Source organism: Burkholderia sp. E168m22, from assembly GCF_001319805.1.
Taxonomy (GTDB): Bacteria; Pseudomonadota; Gammaproteobacteria; order Burkholderiales; family Burkholderiaceae; genus Burkholderia; species Burkholderia orbicola.
On sequence record NZ_BBSK01000139.1, the window covers coordinates 27,245 to 45,306 of the forward strand.

Consider the following 18,062-nt stretch of genomic DNA (forward strand, 5'->3'; position numbering starts at 1 on the left):
TGCGGACCGCACCTTCGTCACGGATCTTGACCTGCAAGGCGTCAAAAAATGACGATTATTGTCCGCTCTACACTGCACCGAGTCCCTGTCGACGGTCAGTCTCCACCATGCCCGCCACCGCCCTGCAATTCGCGCTGCTCGCCAAGCATCAGGAAATCGCGTCCCTGCGCCACCTGGCCGAGCAGATCGAATTGGTCGACCTGCTCGGCCGCCTGATCCATGCGCTGCAGCGCGAGCGCGGCGCCACCAGCATCTATCTGGCGTCGAGCGGCAAGCGCTTCGTCGCCGAACGCGCGGCTTCGCGCGGCGAATCGGTGCCGCTCGTCGCGCAGTTGCGCGAGCGCCTGGATCTGGAACTGACGCCCGCGCGCGGCTCGACGTCGCGCCTGCTGTCGCTGATCGCCTGGGTGCTGCTCGATCTGGAATCGCTGGATGTGCTGCGCGAACAGATCGACCATCTTGCGCTGTCGGCGCCGGATTCCGTCCAGGCGTTCAGTACCGTGATCGGCGGCCTGGTGGAGCTGATTTTCCAGTTTGCCGACAGCGCGGCGGACCCGTCGGTATCGCGCATGCTGATTGCCCTCGTCCATGTCGTCGAGGGCAAGGAGGAAGCGGGACAGGAACGTGCCGTCGGCGCGCACATGTTCGCGGCGGGCACGTTTTCGGCGGACCAGCAGCAGCGCCTGCTGTATCTGATAGCCGCGCAGGAGCGCAGTCTCGAAGTCTTCGCGAGCTTCGCAAGCACGGCGCAAAGCGCATGGTGGGAAACCCGCATGACGGAGCCGCACATGGCGGCGCTCGAGAAGCTGCGCCGCGTACTATGCACGGCGCACGCCGGCGATGCGCTCGACGCCGTCCTGAGCGAAGCATGGTTCGACGCCGCGAGCGCCCGCATCGATGATCTCTGGCACCTTCAGATTGCGCTGACGCTGCAGGTGCAGGAAACGTGCAACGCGCGAATCGACGACGCGCACCGAACGCTACACGACTCCGAGCGCCTGATGGCGCAGTTGCGGAACAATCCGCCCCCGCATACCCAGGCGCTCGCCCAGTTCTTCGCCGGCGATCCGTTGTCGGCGCGCGCGGCGGTTCACGAACTGCCGGAACGCCTCTCCGGCTCCGACGTGGGGACGCTCGCCAGCTTGAAATCCCTGCTGGAGTCGCAATCGGCGCGACTGGCCGGCGCGGAGGTCGAGCTCGACGCGGCGCGTCGCGCGCTCTACGAACGAAAGCTCGTGCAGCGCGCGAAAAATACGCTGATGACGCGCTTCAGCCTGCGGGAGGACGAAGCGTATCGGATGCTGCAGAAAGCGTCGATGGACGGCAATCGGCCGCTTGCCGATATCGCGGAAGACGCGCTGACGTCGCCCGAGCGATTCGTCGACGAGCACGCGCAGCTTTCCGCGCGACGTCGTACGCAGCGAAGCGCGCCGGACACACCGCACGACGACGGCACGACCTGACCGGAACGCACCGCGCTTCACGCACCGCAGCTGCGCCCGAAGCGCATGCGCGAGGTGCAGTTTGCACCGGGCGAGTGCGATTCGCCGCGATCGGCCGCGGCTTTCTCCCCCGGCATTTCGCGTCCGGCCAGCCTGCATCGCGATATCCCCGTCACTGGTATGAGAATTGCGAACATCTCGCTCGTCGGGCTAATGGCGGCCTGACGATCACGCCATGTCGAACCGTGGCGACCGATCACGTGGATAACAGCGTCCGCGCCAGGCACTCGCATGTCGAGCGAGTGCCTGGCGCGTTTTTTTTGCCCGTCCAACTTTACGAGCGCACACCATGGCCTACCTCACGCCCAACGAATTCGTCACCAGGATGGTCGATGCCGGTGAATCGAAGCTGTCGATGTCGACCCGCGATACGCTGATTCGCGCGTACATGGCGGGCGCGATCCTCGCGCTCGCCGCCGCCTTCGCGGTCAGCATCACGATCAACACCGGCAACGCACTGGCCGGTTCGCTGCTGTTTCCGGTGGGATTCTGCATGCTGTACCTGCTCGGCTTCGACCTGCTCACCGGCGTCTTCACGCTCGCGCCGCTCGCGGTGATCGATCGCCGGCCCGGCGCGACCTGGGGTGGCGTGTTCCGCAACTGGACGCTGGTGTTCTTCGGCAATTTCGCGGGCGCGCTGACGGTTGCGCTGTTCATGGCGATCATCTTCACATTCGGCTTTTCGGAAGCGCCGAACGCAATCGGACAGAAGATCGGCGGCATCGGCGAAGCACGCACGCTCGGTTATGCGGCGCACGGTGCCGCCGGCATGCTGACGCTGTTCGTGCGCGGCGTGATGTGCAACTGGATGGTGTCGACCGGCGTGGTCGCCGCGATGATGTCGACGTCCGTACCGGGCAAGGTGATCGCGATGTGGATGCCGATCCTCGTGTTCTTCTACATGGGCTTCGAGCACTCGGTCGTGAACATGTTCCTGTTCCCGTCCGGCCTGATGCTCGGCGCCCACTTCACGGTCGTCGACTATCTGCTGTGGAACGAGATCCCGACGGTACTCGGCAACCTGGTCGGCGGGCTGGTGTTCGTCGGCGCGGCGCTGTACAGCACGCACTACAAGACCGCACCGAAACGCGCGCCCGCTTCGCCGGTGGGTGTCGTCGCGCGCAAGGCCTGATCGCGCTGCGCAAGCCGCAACCGACTGCCGGTGAGGCGCTGAAACGCGCACGGGGGGGCGCGACCGTCACGTCGGCGGATGCGTCGGGGCTGATCTACGACGCGATCACGGTCACGTCGACGCGCGTTGTCGCGCGCGGGGCCGACCGGGCGCACGCATGATCGAAAACAACTTCGCACAGTCCCCGCCGGCATTGCCGGCAGGGATGAGCGATGCAGCATCACATCGCATCACGGGCCAGCGCTGCAACCTCCGCGGCACTCCATGCGCCTGCGTACACGCGGAAGCCCTGGATGCGGCCGTTGAAAGATGGATGCGCCCAATTGCGGCCAAGGAAAATGACCTGGTCGCCAACCTGGCGCGGCGACAGCAGGATTTCGTCGGATTTCGCAGCCTCGGTGCCGTCGACGTACAGGCGGCAGGTATTGCCCTGCAGCGTGACCGCGAGATGGACCCAGCGTCGAATCGGCAGGGCCCACGGCGCCGCCACCACCTGTGAATCCTTGAATGTCGCGCCAAAGATCGAGAAGCACAGCGTGCCTGAGCCGGTCTGGGGGGCGATGCACATGGCTGCGTTCGCGTCCAGCCCTGCATAGAACACGCAGCTGTCCCAGTGCAACCCGTTCGCGTAGACCCACAAGGAAAGGCTGAAGTCGTCGAGGTCGCCGAACACGCCCGACGGCAGCTGCAGGCCGGCCTTCAGACCGTCGAACACGATGGCCTTGTCGTTGCGGCGCCCCTCACTCCAGGTCGCGCCGTCCAGCAGCTTGCCCTCGATGAAGGTCATGGTGCCGGCGGCGGTCCGCAGCGCGCCATGCGTGCCGGTGCCGCTCGGGTCGTTCAGCGGCAGGGACAGGCGGACCTCGCCGGGAACGGCGATACGAACCACATTGGAGCCGGCTCCCGGGGCGCCAGCGCCCTGCGCCGTGATCTGGTAGAACCAGACGCCGTTGGACGGTATATCGCTGTAGGTGAGCACCTCGCTCGCCGAAACCGTGCCCAGCAGGTTGAAGGGGCCGTTGGCCCGGCTTGCGCGCTTGATCTCGTACGAGGTCGCGCCGACGCTGCCCCACCACGACAGCACGACGCGATTGCCGCGCAGGTAGGCCGTGAGGCCAGACGGCGGCTTCATGGAGCCGGCATAGTCCGGGCGGCGATGGATCAGCGTCGGCCACCAGACGTCGTCACTGCTGCCCCCGTACTTCGGCTCGCACAACTTCACCATGCGCGCGACGTTCGGCGCCGCGAGCCCCAGGCGGTTGACGTAGTGGTTGTAGATGGGCTCCCAGCAGTTGCGGCCCATCTGACCGTAGTTCACTTGCGTCCAGAACGACGGGTGGGGCTGGGACGGATTGTTCTCGCGCACATAGGGCATCGGGTAGTTCTTGCCGCTCTCGTCGAGCAGGTTCGAGCGCGCCACATACTCTGCCGCTGCGAGGAAGCGGTTGTTGTACAGCCCGTAGAGATCGTCGCCCTGGTTCCAGGCGATCTCCAGCAGGTCACCGCCCAGCGACATGCCCAGCGTGGAGTGGCCCTGGTCGCGGCCGCTTTCCTCCCACTGCCCGAAATGGCCCGGGTGCATGAAGTACACGCCGTGCCCGATGGCGCCATTGCCGAAGTTCCGGAGCGTGCCGCGGTTGTTGCCCGCATAGCAGTCGCAGGCCAGCCGGTACAGGTCGGGCTTGTCGCAGAACACACCGATCGCCATGGCGCCCACCATCGAGGCCATGTCCCAGTTGGCATGGGACCCGATGCGCCCGTCGCTGAGGAACCACGACGATACCGGGGCGAAGACGTTGAGCAGCATGTCCTGGAACCGCTTCAGGTTCGCCGGGGCCCAGCCTGGGTAGGTGCGCAGGACTTCGCCGATCTGCGCCCACTGGTGACCTTGTATACCGGCCAGGATGATGAAGGTGTGGTCGTCATGGGCGGTCGAGCCGGGAGGCACCGTTCCAACCACCTTCAGCGTGTTCGCCCAGGCGTCCAGGAACTCCACGGCCTTGTCGGCATAGCGGTTGTCCTGCGGGTCGGACAGCTTCCATCGCAGGACCAGGGTCCAGGCGCGCCAGATGTCGACGTACATGTCCCGCGAGCTGCCATCGGCCCGGTAGACGCCCGCCAGCGGGAAAGGTCGGGCGTCGAGGGAAGCGAAGCGCTCGGCGCACAGCGTGCTCCACCAGTGCGCCCACGGCTCCTGACCGGCCTTGATGTAGCCGCGGATACGGGCGAAGTCGTCGTCGGTGATCAGCAGTCCCGGGTGACGGAAGACACCACTCGCCGAAGCCGGCGTGCGCGCCGGACCTGCAAGCGCGGCCTGGGCCGCTTGGACGCCGAGTCCCGGCAGCAGCGGCAGCATTGGGAATAGCCCCAGGCCCAGCGACAACGCTCGACGCGCGGGATTCGGCAACTCCTCGAGGCTGGCACGCTCCACGAACCGTTTCGACATCTTTATTTCCCCTGTCGTCTTGTTGAACTGCGCGACAGTATGGATTACGCGACAGTGGGTCAGTGTGACAAAGCACATCCGGAAGTTGCACGCGCGATCGACGGTCGCCTGTTCAAACGCGAGGGTGGTACATCGCGTGACTGCGACAGCCGGCGCTGCGAGGGAATTGATGCGGTCTTCGCGATACCACGCGCGGCGACGATTTTATTTCCCGGTACGGCATGGAACAGTTTTCTTTGCTCAAAAGGCCGTGGCACAAGTTCGTTTGCGTCGGTTCAAATTTTGTTGGCGATGAACCACGGCCGTCGGAGTGACGGGGCGCGCTTTCCTGATTGTCCACTTAATCGAGACAGCGAATCATGTTTTGAAGGATTGATGATTCTTGGCAGGACAGTAGACTGCATCCGTGCTTTGCCAGAACCGATCCGGCGTGCGCCGCCAGTCGCGGCGTCACCTGTCGGATTCTTCGGCGGCGGGCCATGTGGCTTGCCGTCCGATCGTGCGAAGAGTGGTCCGTTGCCGGCTTCGCGCGCCGATTCGGCGCGCAGCGGCACCGGCTGCATCAAACCGTCAATTCAAGGGTGATTGCTATGCGTTACGTTTCGCTGGAGTCGAAGAAGGACGAGCTGCTGCTGGCGGCTCGCGTGCTGATGATGATCCTGTTCGTGCTGTTCGGCTGGCAGAAGCTGAACGGTTTTTCGGGCACGGTCGCGTATATGGCGTCGACGGGGAACCCGGCGCCCGAGCTCGCGGCCGTGATCGCGGTGGCGGTCGAACTGGTCGGCGGCGTGCTGATCGCGATCGGCTTCTATACGCGTCCGCTCGCACTGCTGTTCGCCGCCTATACGCTCGCGACCGCGCTGATCGGCCATCGCTACTGGGCGTTGCAGGGGATGGAGCAGTACATGGCGATGATCAACTTCTACAAGAACGTGAGCATCATCGGTGGACTGCTGTTGCTCGCATTGACCGGGCCGGGGCGGTATTCGGTTGACCGGAAGTAACGCGGGACGGCGTTTCCGTTCGGTATCGGGAGCCCGGTGCGCGCAAGCGTGCCGGGTTTTCGCTTTTTACGGGCGACGGAGCGATCGGCGCGCGGGCCGACGACAGAATCGGCGTCGTGCCCAGGCACGGCGGCCAGCGCATGCGCTCACGGCCGGAATCTACATCACGGATCATGTATTGCGCGAAGCTGTTGGCCAGCGCGAAATGGGCGAAGAATGGGGCGATCATGTTCGCGACCGGATGCAAGCCGTTCATGTTATCCAATAGGCCCGATAATCCCTTCGTTTCCGTGATCGATCGCCACCTCATGCCAAACCAGATTTCGCCAACCGGCCGTTCCACTGTCCTCCTCATCGGCGCGTCCGGCCTGCTCGGCCGTGCGGTTGCCGCCTGCCTGGCTCGCGAATCGTCGTTGACGCTGCTCGCCACCATACGGAACCCGCAAAGCGCCGGTGCAAAACTGCTCGCGTTGCCGCCGGAAAACATCGCCGAGCTGGACTTGCTCGACCAGCCGTCCCTTGAGCGCATTTTTGAAACGCACCGACCGGCAGCGGTGATTCTCTGCGCCGCCGAACGCCGCCCCGACGTCTGCGAACGCGACCCGGACGCGGCTCGCGCGATCAACGTCACCGCGCCCGCCCGCATCGGCGCACTCGCCACGCGATACGGCGCATGGACGCTTGGCATTTCGACCGACTACGTCTTCGACGGCAAGGCGGCGCCCTACCGCGAAGACGCGACCCCGAACCCGCTGAACATCTACGGCCGCACCAAGCTCGAAGGCGAGGCCGCGCTACTTGCCGCGTCGCCGCTGTCGTGCGTGCTGCGCCTGCCGTTGCTGTTCGGCCCGATCGCCGACTGGAGCGAATCGGCCGTCACGAGCCTCGTGCCGGCCGTCGTCGCGTCTTCGCGGCCGGGCGCCGACGCGGTCGGCATGGACGCATGGGCGATCCGTTACCCGACTTACACGCCCGACGTCGCGCAGGTCATCCGCGACCTGACGCTGCGCCATCTCGCGGGCGAATCCGTCACGGGCATTCGCCATTGGTCGAGCGAGGAGCCGATGACGAAGTACGACATCGCGCAGCGAATTGCCGCCGCGCTCGGCATCGACGCGTCGCTCACGCCGATCACGCAGCCGACCGACGCGACGCCGCGCCCGTACGACTGCCATCTGGATGCCGCGCGCGTGCGCGCGCTCGGGATCGATTACGCGACGCCGTTCGATACGGCGCTGCGGACCGTGCTGCGCGACGCGCCGCGGGCGCTGTAGGCGCGACACCGGCCGCGGCTCGCGGCACCCGCCGATATCAACGAGCCGATTCGCTGAGGTTCGTGCCGCCGTTCACCGCCTACCTGGCAGCCGGGCGATCTTCCGCCCGATATTCATTTGACGAACGAGGGAAGCATCCGCGCCGCCGACGAGGGCGCGGCCGCTCGACGCCGATACAGATGCCATACCGCACGGCGCCATCGATGCGGCAACGATGCAGGCATCGCGAGCCGCCAATCCTCAGACATGCGTCACGGGGGCGAGCGACGTCGTGGTCGAATTCAAAATTTGTCTAGTCATCATTGCGATTCGGCCGCCCGAATCGCACCAAACGTGTGCCGCCATTCCCCGTAACGAGGCACGCCAGACCCTTGAAATTAGGGGATTTCCCGCGTTTCCGCCGTTTTTATTGATCACCCCTTGTCTCGCTGTTTTTCTTCTTGCATGCTTGTATAGACAAATTCCTGAGGCGGCTTGCTGCACCGAAGGGATGGCGAACTTCAACGCAAGGAGAAATCTCGTGAACGGCAAGCGCATCAAGTGGGCAATCAGGACGATCGGCGTCATCGCGGCTGCGGCGGCAACGCTCGCGGCGCCGGTGCAGGCAAAGGAATGGAAGACGGTGACGGTCGCGCTCGAAGGCGGCTACGCGCCGTGGAACCTCACGCTGCCGGGCGGCAAGCTGGGCGGTTTCGAACCGGAGCTGCTCGCCAACGTGTGCGAGCGCATCAAGGTGCAGTGCAACATGGTCGCGCAGGACTGGGACGGGATGATTCCGGGCCTGCAGGCCGGCAAGTTCGATGTCCTGATGGATGCCATTTCGATCACGCCGGAGCGCGAAAAGATCCTGCTGTTCTCGCGTCCGTATGCGGCGACGCCGGCGACGTTCGCCGTCACCGATACGAAGATCCTGCCGAAGGCCGCGCCCGGCGCACCGATCGTCAAGCTCACAGGTGACGCCAACGCGGACAAGCCTACCGTCGACACGCTGCGCAAGCAGCTGAAGGGCAAGACGATCGGTATCCAGTCGGGCACCGTCTACACGAAATTCATCAACGACAGCTTCAAGGACATCGCGTCGATTCGCGTGTACAAGACGTCGCCCGAACGCGATCTCGATCTGGTCGCCGGGCGCATCGATGCATCGTTCGACGACGTCACGTACTACGCGGCGAACAACGCGAAGAAGGACAACGCGTCGATCGTGCTCGCGGGGCCGAAGCTCGGCGGCCCGATCTGGGGGCCGGGCGAGGGGCTCGCGTTCCGCAAGCAGGATGCCGACCTGAAGACGAAGTTCGATACGGCGATCGCCGCGGCGCTCGCGGACGGCACCGTGAAGAAGCTCGCCGACAAGTGGTTCAAGACCGACGTCACGCCGTAAGCGCTGCGCGTTCGGCCGCCGCCGCGCAAGTTCGTCGAACGACGCGCGATGCGGCGGCACGCATCCAGCGGATTCACTCAACGCATGCAGGGAGGCACGCATGGCGATTCTTGAAATGCTCGGCTTCGGTACCGAAGGCTGGGGCGGTGTGCTGCTGCTCGCCGCATTGATGACGGTCGCGTTGACGCTCGCCGCGCTCGCGGTCGGCGCCATGATCGGCGCGGCGATCGCGGCCGCGAAGCTGTCGCGCTACCGCACCCTCCGCCTGCTCGGCGATCTGTATACGACGGTATTTCGCGGCGTGCCCGAACTGCTCGTCATCTATCTGTTCTACTTCGGCGGCTCGACGCTCGTGACGGCCGTCGGCCAGTGGTTCGGCGCGGAAGGCTTCATCGGCGTGCCGCCGTTCGTGATCGGTGCGCTCGCGGTCGGGATGATCTCGGGCGCCTATCAGGCAGAGGTCTATCGCGCGGCGGTGCTCGCCGTGTCGAAAGGCGAGCTCGAAGCGGCGCGCTCGATCGGCATGCCGCGCAGCATGGTGCTGCGGCGCATCCTGGTGCCGCAGGTACTGCGCTTCGCGCTGCCCGGTATCGGCAACGTGTGGCAACTGAGCCTGAAGGATTCCGCCCTGATCTCGGTCACCGGTCTTGCCGAGTTGCTGCGCACGAGCCAGATCGCTGCCAATTCGACTCACCAGTACTTCGTGTTCTTCGTCGCGGGCGGTGCGTTGTATCTGCTGATGACGGGCTTGTCGAACCGTGTGTTCAACCGGGCCGAGGCGATCGTCGGCCGGTCGTTCCGCCGCAATTTCGCGCGCAACTGACGGAGTACGGGCATGTCCATCGATTTCGCTTTTCTCCTCGATACGCTGCGCCAACTGCTCGCGGCCGTGCCGACCACGCTCGGCCTGTTCTTCGCATCGCTCGTGCTCGGCGGCCTGCTGTCGCTCGTGATCGTCACGATGCGCGTGTCGCCGCGCTGGCTGCCGAACCGCTTCGCGCGGGCCTACATCCTCGTGTTTCGCGGCTCGCCGCTGCTGATCCAGATGTTTCTCGTGTATTACGGGCTCGGCCAGTTCGGCGTGATCCGCGAGAGCTTCATGTGGCCGCTGCTGCGCGAGCCGTACGTCTGCGCGGTGCTGTCGCTTGCGCTGTGCACGGCCGGCTACACGGCCGAGATCCTGCGCGGCGGGCTGATGGCCGTACCGGTCGGGCAGATCGAGGCCGGGTATTCCATCGGCCTGTCGGGCTTCTCGCTGCTGCGGCGCGTGATCGGCCCGATCGCGTTGCGCCAGTGTCTGCCGGCGTATTCGACCGAAGCCGTGCTGCTCGTCAAGTCGACCGCGCTGGCGAGCCTCGTCACGGTGTGGGAAGTGACGGGCGTCGCGCAGCAGATCATTCAGCAAACCTACCGGACGACCGAAGTGTTCGTCTGCGCGGCCATCATCTATCTGGGCCTGAACTTCATCGTCGTGCGCGTGCTCGGCGCGCTCGAATGGCGGCTCTCGGGGCACCTGCGTGCGCCGAAGCCGTCCGGCGCGCCCGCCGCGGCGACCCGCAATACCCAGCGCGTCGCGTCCTGAGCGCGCCATTCTTTCCAGGAGAATCCGATGAACACCGCTGCTCCCGTTGCGCTGTCGGTCAGAAACATCCACAAGTCGTTCGGCGATCACCATGTGCTGAAGGGCATTTCGCTCGACGCGCACGAGGGCGACGTCATCTCGATCCTCGGCGCGAGCGGATCGGGCAAGAGCACGTTCCTGCGTTGCCTGAACCTGCTCGAGACCCCCGACGACGGCTCCGTCGCGCTCGCGGGCGAAGAGCTGGCGATGAAGCGCGCACGCGACGGCAAGCTGCATCCGAGCGACCGGCGCCAGGTCGACCGGATTCGCTCGCAGCTCGGCATGGTGTTCCAGAACTTCAACCTGTGGTCGCACATGACGGTGCTCGACAACCTCGTCGAAGGGCCGCTGCGCGTGCAGAAGCGCAGTCGCGCGGAAGCGGTGGAGGAAGCCGAGGCGCTGCTCGCACGCGTTGGCCTCGCGGACAAGCGCGGCTACTATCCCGCGCACCTGTCGGGCGGCCAGCAGCAGCGTGTCGCCATTGCCCGCGCGCTGGCGATGCATCCGAAGGTGATGCTGTTCGACGAACCGACGTCGGCGCTCGACCCGGAGCTGGTGGGCGAGGTGCTGCGCGTAATGCGCTCGCTGGCGGAAGAGGGGCGCACGATGCTGGTCGTCACGCATGAAATGGGCTTTGCACGCCACGTGTCGAACCGCGTGATGTTCCTGCATCAGGGCGAGGTCGATACGGACGGGACGCCCGACGAAGTCTTCGGCGGCCAGACCTCCGAGCGCTTCCGGCAATTCGTGTCGAGCCACCACGACCGCACCACGAACTGAGGCTGCCATGACCGTATTCCGTGCGGCGCGGCCGCTCGACTGGCGACAGGTTGCGGCGGTGGCGGCCGGCGAGCCGCTGGCATTGGCCGACGAGACGCGCGCGCGGGTCGTGGCCGCTCGCGAACTCGTCGACGAGATCGTCGCGCGCGGGATTCGCGCCTACGGTGTCAATACCGGCGTCGGCGCACTGTGCGACGTGATCGTGTCGCCGGCCCAGCAGAGCACGCTGTCGCACAACATCCTGATGAGTCACGCGGTGGGCGTCGGCATGCCGCTCGGCGCGGCCGAAACGCGCGCGATCATCGCGGCCGCGATCAACAACTATGCGCACGGGCATTCGGGCGTGCGTGCCGACGTCGTCGACCAGCTCGTCGCGCTGCTCGAGCACGATTGCCTTCCCGAGGTGCCGGCGCACGGCTCGGTCGGGTACCTGACCCACATGGCGCACGTCGCGCTCGTCTGTGTCGGGCACGGCCATGCGCGGCATCGCGGCGAACGCATCCGCGGCGACGAGGCGCTGCGGCGCATCGGCCGCGAACCGCTGGTTCTCGGCGCGAAGGAAGGGTTGAGCCTCGTCAACGGGACGCCCTGCGTCACGGGGCTGGCGGCGCTTGCGCTGGCCCGCGCGGAACGGTTGCTCGACTGGGCCGACTGGATCGCGGCGATGAGCTTCGAGAACCTCGGCGGGCAACTCGCCGCATTCGATCCGGCTTCGCTCGCGCTGCGGATTTCGCCCGGTATCGGGCAGGTCGGCGCCCGTTTGCGTGCGCTGCTGGCGGACAGCGGCATGCTTGCCGCGGCGAGCGGCCGGCATACGCAGGACCCGCTCAGCCTGCGCACGATTCCGCACGTCCATGGAGCGGCGCGCGACGTGTTCGACGTCACGGCGGAGGTTGTCGATCGCGAACTCGCATCCGTCACCGACAATCCGATCGTCGCCGGCACGCGCGACGCGCCGGCCGTGCATTCGCAGGCGCATGCGGTCGGCGCCGGCATCGCGCTCGCGATGGACAGCCTCGCGAGCGCGATGGCGCAGGTCGCGGCGATCGCCGAGCGGCGTCTCGACCGGCTCGTGAATCCGCTCGTCAGCGGGCTGCCGGCGTTTCTTGCCACGCCGGGCGGCAGCTGTTCGGGTTTCATGATCGCGCAGTACACGGCGGTCGCGCTGGTCGCGCAAAATCAGCGGCTCGCGGCGCCGGCGAGCCTCGACGGCGGCATCACGTCGGGGCTGCAGGAAGATCACCTGTGTCATGCGACGCCGGCCGCGCTGAAAGCGCTCGACATCATCGAGAACACGACGCGCGTGCTCGCGATCGAGCTGCTGGCCGCCGCGCAGGCGTACGATCTGCAGCCGGGCGAAACGGGGCGCGCCGCATCGACCGACGCGCTGTGGCGACACGTGCGCGAACGTGCGCCGGCGTATCACGACGACCGGCCGCTGGCGGACGATATCGCGATCGCGGCCGGCATCGTCGCCGGTGTGCCGCCGTCGTTGCGATGACGACGGTCAACGGCGAGCGGATCACTCCACATTCATTCGGTCGAGGGCGCATGAGCGAAACGGAACGCAGACTTTCCGCACGGCAGGCGTCGGCATCGGCCGACACCGTGCCGGCGCGGGCATTGCCGGCCTACCAGCAGATCAAGCGCTACGTCGTCGAGCGGATCGCGAAGGGCGACTGGAAGCCCGGCGGCGCGATCCCGACCGAGGCCGAGCTGGTCAAGGAGTTCGGCGTGGCCCGGATGACGGTGTCGCGCGCGCTGCGCGAACTGACGGCCGAGCGCGTGCTGACCCGCATCCAGGGGGCCGGCACGTTCGTCGAGCGCCGGCATTACGAGTCGACGGTGCTGGAGATCCGCAACATCGCGGACGAGATTGCCGAGCGCGGCCATCGGCACAGTGCGCGCGTGCTGCTGATCGAGCGCAGCGTCGACCCGGACGCGATCGATGCGCTCGGGCTGCGCGCCGGGCCCGTGTTTCATTCGCGTATCGTCCATTACGAGGAGGACGAACCGATCCAGTTCGAGGATCGCTACGTGAATCCGGCGTTGTTTCCCGCGTATCTGGAGCAGGACTTCACGCTCGAGACGCCGAATCATTACATGGTGCGACTGGCGCCGATCCAGCGTGCGGAGTTCCGGATCTACGCGGAGAAGCCCAATGCGCAGGTGCGTCGGCATCTCGTGATGGAAATCGGCGAACCGTGCTTGCTGTTGCGACGCCGCACATGGGTTGGCGATCAGGTCGCCACGTCGGTCAGGCTGTGGCATCCGGCGTCGCGGTTTCATCTGGCGGGCAACATGTAGGGAAGCGGGGTGGCCCGTTTGCCGCGGCAGCCGTGCTGGCCGGTGCCGCCGCATGGGTCGTGATGGAGCCCTGTCGTACCTGCATCGAAAGGCGATACACTGCGCGGGTTCCCGATTCAGTCGGGAGCGTCGGGGAACCGGGCGACCGCATCGCGGCGCCGGCGCGGATCGCGCGACGGGCCCTGACTCATGCGAAAAAATCGAGAGAAAGAGAGAGGGCCCATGCTGACACGTCTTCGTAACGGCATCCTTCGCGCACAGGACCTGCGCGAATCCGGAGCCGCTATACCCGCCCAGCGCCCGTCGATGGCGTGCGAACTGGTCGACCTGAGTGCGAAGCGCGCGACGTGGCGCGTTCCCGTGCCGAACCAGGCGGACTGCTATCTGAAGGCCGAACCGGGTGGCGCGGAGCGGTTCGTCGTCCATATCGACGCGGACATGTTCTATCGCCGCTGGCTCGAGACGAGTCCCACGTTCCCCAAACAGAATTCGCAGGATTGCGTACCGCGCCGCGCCATGTCGCTCGACAGCAAGTTCGCGACGGCGGCGGCCGCGTTCAGAAGCGGCCGCGACGCACCGGTGACGTTGCCGTCGGTCGGCTACTGGGCGGCGGCAAGCGGCTACGAGGTCGCGATGAGCGACGGCATGACGCGTACCTTCTGGCTGCTCGCCCATCGCGTGCGGTCGTTTCCGGTCAGCGTGGCCGACGCGAGCTGGGCGACGATACTGAATGGCCTGGCCGGCATCGGCGTGGCGCCGATCGCGTTCAGCGAGCTGTTCAGCCGGCGCGCATAAGCGCGAGGCCGCCGCGCGGCGCGCATCGTCCGGCTCGATTTGACACCTGACGCGGCCGCCGATTAAAGTCGCGACGCGGGGCGGTGGGTCAAGCACACGCCCGGAACAGGCCGCCGATGTTCCAGGACTACGGGGCTACCCCGTGGATCAGATCGATACACCGATGCGTCGCAAGTGCGCATGTTGCGCGTTGCGCAACGACGGCTCTCGCAGCACCAGCCACGTTGACTCATCGTCCCGCCTCCGTTTCCCATGCACTCATCTCTGCGCGACACCACCCGCACGATTGCCGAGGCGATGCTCGCCGGTTCGCCCGAACGCGACGGCGTCGTCGCGCGGATGGCCGCCGTGCTCGGCGAAGCACAGCCGTGGACGCACGAATGCGCGGACCTCGCGCTCGTCCACTTCGGCGCGGACTGGGCCGATACCGACACCGACGCGCTCGCGGCGGTCCTGGCCGAGGCGCCCGCGTTCGTGCGCGCATGGTATGGCGACCGTCGGCCGGCAGTGATCCGCATCGTGCGGCGGCCGCTGGTCCAGCGACCGTTGCCGGCGCCGCTCGCCGGCTGCGACGTGCCGCACTGGCCGACGCCCGGCGATCTCGCCGGCTGGCTCGGGGTGAGCGTGCCGGAACTCGACTGGCTGTCCGATCACTGGCGTGTCGACGCGCGCAGCAGCGCCACGCCGCTGCATCACTACACGTACGTCGCGGTCGACAAGCGCAGCGGCGGGTGCCGCCTCGTCGAAATCCCGAAGGGACGGCTGCGCGAAGCGCAGCGTCGCATCCTGCACGGGCTGCTCGATCGCATTGCGCCGCACGGCGCGGTACACGGTTTTCGCAAGGGGCACGGGATCGTGTCGTTCGCGGCGCCGCATGCGGATCGCGAGGTCGTCGTGCGCTTCGATCTCGCGGATTTCTTCGTGTCGGTGCGCGCCGCGCGCGTCCATGCGCTGTTCGCGACGCTCGGGTATCCGGCCGAAGTCGCGCGTACGCTCACCGGGCTGTGTACCAATCGCGTGCCGTCGGCGCGGCTGCTCGCGCCGGACCTGCGGGACCGGTTCGACTGGATCGGTCGCCAGCGCTATCGCGAACGGCATCTGCCGCAGGGGGCGCCGACGTCGCCGGCGCTCGCGAACCTGTGCGCGTTCCGGTTCGACCTGCGGCTCGCCGCGCTCGCGCGTTCGCTCGATGCGACCTACACGCGCTATGCGGACGATCTCGCGTTCTCCGGCGGCGGCGCGCTCGCGCGCGACATCGAGCGGCTGCAGATCCGGGTCGCCGCGATCGCGCTCGAGGAAGGTTTCACGCTGCAATTGCGCAAGACCCGCGTGATGCGGCGCGGTGCGCGCCAGCAACTGGCCGGCGTGGTCGTCAACCGTCATCCGAATCTGGCGCGCGACGCGTTCGATCGCCTGAAGGCCGTCCTGACCAATTGCATCCGGCATGGCCCGGCGTCGCAGAACCACGACGCGCATCCGGATTTTCGTGCGCATCTGGCCGGACGCGTCGCGCATGCGGCGGCGTTGAACGCGGCGCGCGGCGCGAAGCTGCGCGCGCTGCTCGACCGGATCGCGTGGGAGCCCGGCGGCGGCGATTGCTGAACCGTCGGGCCCGCGCGACGCCGGTCAGCGACTTCTGCATCACGACGCCGCGCACTGCTATCATTCGCGCCATGCCGCGCCCGTGCCACGCGCGGCGACCATTTGCCGCCGCCGTTCGCCCCTTGCATGCGTACGCGGCGCCGCCTTTGCCGGCCTGGCCCTGTCTGTCAGTGACGCACGACGTCGTTTAGTGCGCATCGCGCAATCATGCCGGCTCAGGTGGACGATTCACCTATTTGACAGCCCCGATCGGCTGAACTTCGTGGTAGGTTCGGCCATCGGAGCTTTTTGCAAAAACATGCCCAAAGAGGATGAATACATGACCCAGGCCCTGCAGGAACTCGAAGCACAACTTCGGGACCTGAACATCAAGCTGTCAGAGGCGAAGCAGAAGGAGAAGCAGGCCGCGCTCGCGGCGTTCAAGGAACAGGTCGAGTTGCTGGGAATTTCGCAACAGGAAGTGCTGAGTGCGCTCGGCTACATCGTCCAGCGCAAGCGCAAGGCGCCTGCCAAGTACTACGATCCGTCGACCGGCCGCTCATGGTCGGGGCGCGGCCCGCGGCCGAAATGGCTCGAAGGCAAGGATCTCGAAACGCTTGCGGTCGATCGCGAGGCCAAGACCTGGTGGCCCGGGGACGATCAGGGCTGAAGCCCGTCGCATCGCAAGGCCATCCGGCGCCGCCCGGTTCGCGCGGGCGGGCCGGCCGGCAATCCTCCGCCCGCCTGCTGTCTTTCATCCGGTGTCCGGCCTGATCGCGACATCGCCGGCCTCGCCGCCGCACCGGATCGACGTTTTCCCTTTTCTTTTCTCTTTTCCGCTCGTTGCCTGTCATTTTCCGCCTGCCGCCCCCGCCAGCGCGGGCCGACGTGCGTCCGCCTCCGTCGTTCGCGGGCACAGGCCTTAGAATGTCGCCGGACATTCGTGGCAGGACACCATGGCAGCAAACATGAAATCTTCGGCGCTCGGCGGCCCGTCGGCCCCGCGCGTCGAGCAGGTCGGGGCGTACGCGTGGAAAGCGCTGGCCGGGTCGGCGATCGGCTATGCGATGGACGGCTTCGACCTGCTGATCCTCGGCTTCATGCTGCCGGCGATCACGGCGGCGCTGCACCTGACACCCGGGCAGGGCGGCGCGCTGGTCACGTGGACGCTGGTCGGCGCGGTCGCGGGTGGCATCGTGTTCGGCGCGCTGAGCGACCGCTACGGGCGCGTGCGGGTGCTGACCTGGACGATCCTGCTGTTCGCGATCTTCACCGGCCTGTGCGCTTTCGCGCGCGGTTTCGAGGATCTGCTCGTCTATCGCACCATCGCGGGCATCGGCCTCGGCGGCGAGTTCGGGATCGGCATGGCGCTCGCGGCCGAAGCGTGGCCCGCAGCCAAGCGCGCCCGCGTGTCGTGCTACGTCGCGCTCGGCTGGCAGGTCGGCGTGCTGCTGGCCGCGCTGCTGACGCCGTTGCTGCTGCTCCACATCGGCTGGCGCGGCATGTTCGTGGTCGGTGTGCTGCCCGCGCTGCTCGCGTGGGTGATGCGCAACAAGCTGCACGAGCCGGAAGCGTTCGTGCAGCGCGCGACGCAGCCGAAATCCAACGCGTTCCGCATGCTCGTCGCCGACGCCCGCACCGCGCGCACGAGCGTCGGCATCGTGATCCTGTGTTCGGTCCAGAATTTCGGCTACTACGGGATCATGATCTGGCTGCCGACCTTCCTGTCGAAGCAGATGGGCTTCTCGCTGACGAAATCGGGGCTGTGGACGGCGGCGACCGTCGTCGGGATGATGATCGGCGTCTGGGTGTTCGGCCAACTGGCCGACCGCATCGGCCGCAAGCCGACGTTCCTGCTGTACCAGCTCGGCTCGGTCGTGACGGTCATCGCCTATGCGCGGCTGTCGGACCCGACGGCGATGCTGTGGGCCGGCGCGCTGATGGGGATGTTCGTCAACGGGATGGTCGGCGGCTACGGGACGCTGATGTCGGAAGGCTATCCGACGGCCGTACGCGCGACCGCGCAGAACGTGCTGTGGAACATCGGCCGCGCGGTCGGCGGCTTCGGCCCGGTCGCGGTCGGCGCGCTCGCCGCGCACTACTCGTTCCAGACGGCCATCGCGCTGCTCGCCGGCCTGTACGTGCTCGACATGGTCGCGACGCTGTTCCTGATCCCCGAGCTCAAGGGCGTCGAGCTCGAATGAACACGGTGCGTGCATGCACCGCCACGATTTCACCG

15 protein-coding genes are annotated in these 18,062 nt (G+C 66.8%); 14 read left to right on the forward strand and 1 reads right to left on the reverse strand.

The window, feature by feature from the left end; genetic code table 11:
* The first annotated feature begins 107 nt into the window (after positions 1-107).
* Complete coding sequence (locus AP428_RS30720) at positions 108-1,463, forward strand: nitrate regulatory protein (RefSeq protein ID WP_054928543.1); 1,356 nt, start codon at positions 108-110, stop codon at positions 1,461-1,463.
* A 328-nt stretch (positions 1,464-1,791) separates the two neighbouring features.
* Entirely contained in the window at positions 1,792-2,634 is an 843-nt protein-coding gene (locus tag AP428_RS30725) for a formate/nitrite transporter family protein (protein WP_011549298.1), read from the forward strand.
* A 220-nt stretch (positions 2,635-2,854) separates the two neighbouring features.
* Here the strand turns inward: AP428_RS30725 and AP428_RS30730 are convergent, their stop codons facing one another.
* Positions 2,855-5,080, reverse strand: a complete 2,226-nt coding sequence (locus AP428_RS30730; protein WP_011549297.1) for a LamG-like jellyroll fold domain-containing protein — start codon at positions 5,078-5,080, stop codon at positions 2,855-2,857.
* A gap of 590 nt (positions 5,081-5,670) precedes the next feature.
* Between AP428_RS30730 and AP428_RS30735 the strand changes: the two genes are divergently transcribed.
* The 12 genes from AP428_RS30735 (at position 5,671) to AP428_RS30790 (ending at position 18,027) form a co-directional block, all read left to right on the forward strand.
* Positions 5,671-6,084: a DoxX family protein gene (locus AP428_RS30735; protein ID WP_006481060.1), complete on the forward strand. Its 414-nt coding sequence runs from the start codon at positions 5,671-5,673 to the stop codon at positions 6,082-6,084.
* A gap of 308 nt (positions 6,085-6,392) precedes the next feature.
* The gene (locus AP428_RS30740; protein WP_011549296.1) at positions 6,393-7,358 is read left to right on the forward strand and encodes an SDR family oxidoreductase; all 966 of its coding nucleotides are present in this window, start codon (positions 6,393-6,395) and stop codon (positions 7,356-7,358) included.
* 520 nt (positions 7,359-7,878) lie between these two features.
* The gene (locus AP428_RS30745; RefSeq protein WP_012337095.1) at positions 7,879-8,739 is read left to right on the forward strand and encodes a transporter substrate-binding domain-containing protein; all 861 of its coding nucleotides are present in this window, start codon (positions 7,879-7,881) and stop codon (positions 8,737-8,739) included.
* 100 nt (positions 8,740-8,839) lie between these two features.
* Positions 8,840-9,562, forward strand: a complete 723-nt coding sequence (locus AP428_RS30750; RefSeq protein ID WP_011549294.1) for an ABC transporter permease — start codon at positions 8,840-8,842, stop codon at positions 9,560-9,562.
* Between the two features lie 12 nt (positions 9,563-9,574).
* The gene (locus AP428_RS30755) at positions 9,575-10,321 is read left to right on the forward strand and encodes an ABC transporter permease (protein ID WP_011549293.1); all 747 of its coding nucleotides are present in this window, start codon (positions 9,575-9,577) and stop codon (positions 10,319-10,321) included.
* 27 nt (positions 10,322-10,348) lie between these two features.
* A complete protein-coding gene (locus AP428_RS30760; protein ID WP_006481065.1) occupies positions 10,349-11,140 on the forward strand; it encodes an ABC transporter ATP-binding protein in 792 nt (263 codons plus the stop codon).
* Between the two features lie 7 nt (positions 11,141-11,147).
* Positions 11,148-12,641, forward strand: a complete 1,494-nt coding sequence (gene hutH / locus AP428_RS30765) for a histidine ammonia-lyase (RefSeq protein WP_011549291.1) — start codon at positions 11,148-11,150, stop codon at positions 12,639-12,641.
* Between the two features lie 50 nt (positions 12,642-12,691).
* Positions 12,692-13,447, forward strand: a complete 756-nt coding sequence (gene hutC, locus AP428_RS30770) for a histidine utilization repressor (RefSeq protein WP_011549290.1) — start codon at positions 12,692-12,694, stop codon at positions 13,445-13,447.
* 222 nt (positions 13,448-13,669) lie between these two features.
* The gene (locus AP428_RS30775) at positions 13,670-14,242 is read left to right on the forward strand and encodes a hypothetical protein (RefSeq protein ID WP_011549289.1); all 573 of its coding nucleotides are present in this window, start codon (positions 13,670-13,672) and stop codon (positions 14,240-14,242) included.
* Positions 14,243-14,494: 252 nt separating this feature from the next.
* Entirely contained in the window at positions 14,495-15,844 is a 1,350-nt protein-coding gene (locus tag AP428_RS30780) for a reverse transcriptase family protein (RefSeq protein WP_011549288.1), read from the forward strand.
* Between the two features lie 319 nt (positions 15,845-16,163).
* Entirely contained in the window at positions 16,164-16,493 is a 330-nt protein-coding gene (locus tag AP428_RS30785) for an H-NS family nucleoid-associated regulatory protein (RefSeq protein ID WP_011549287.1), read from the forward strand.
* Between the two features lie 286 nt (positions 16,494-16,779).
* Positions 16,780-18,027 carry an MFS transporter gene (locus tag AP428_RS30790; RefSeq protein ID WP_011549286.1) on the forward strand — a complete coding sequence of 416 codons (1,248 nt, stop codon included), beginning with the start codon at positions 16,780-16,782 and terminating at the stop codon, positions 18,025-18,027.
* The last annotated feature ends 35 nt before the right edge of the window (positions 18,028-18,062 follow it).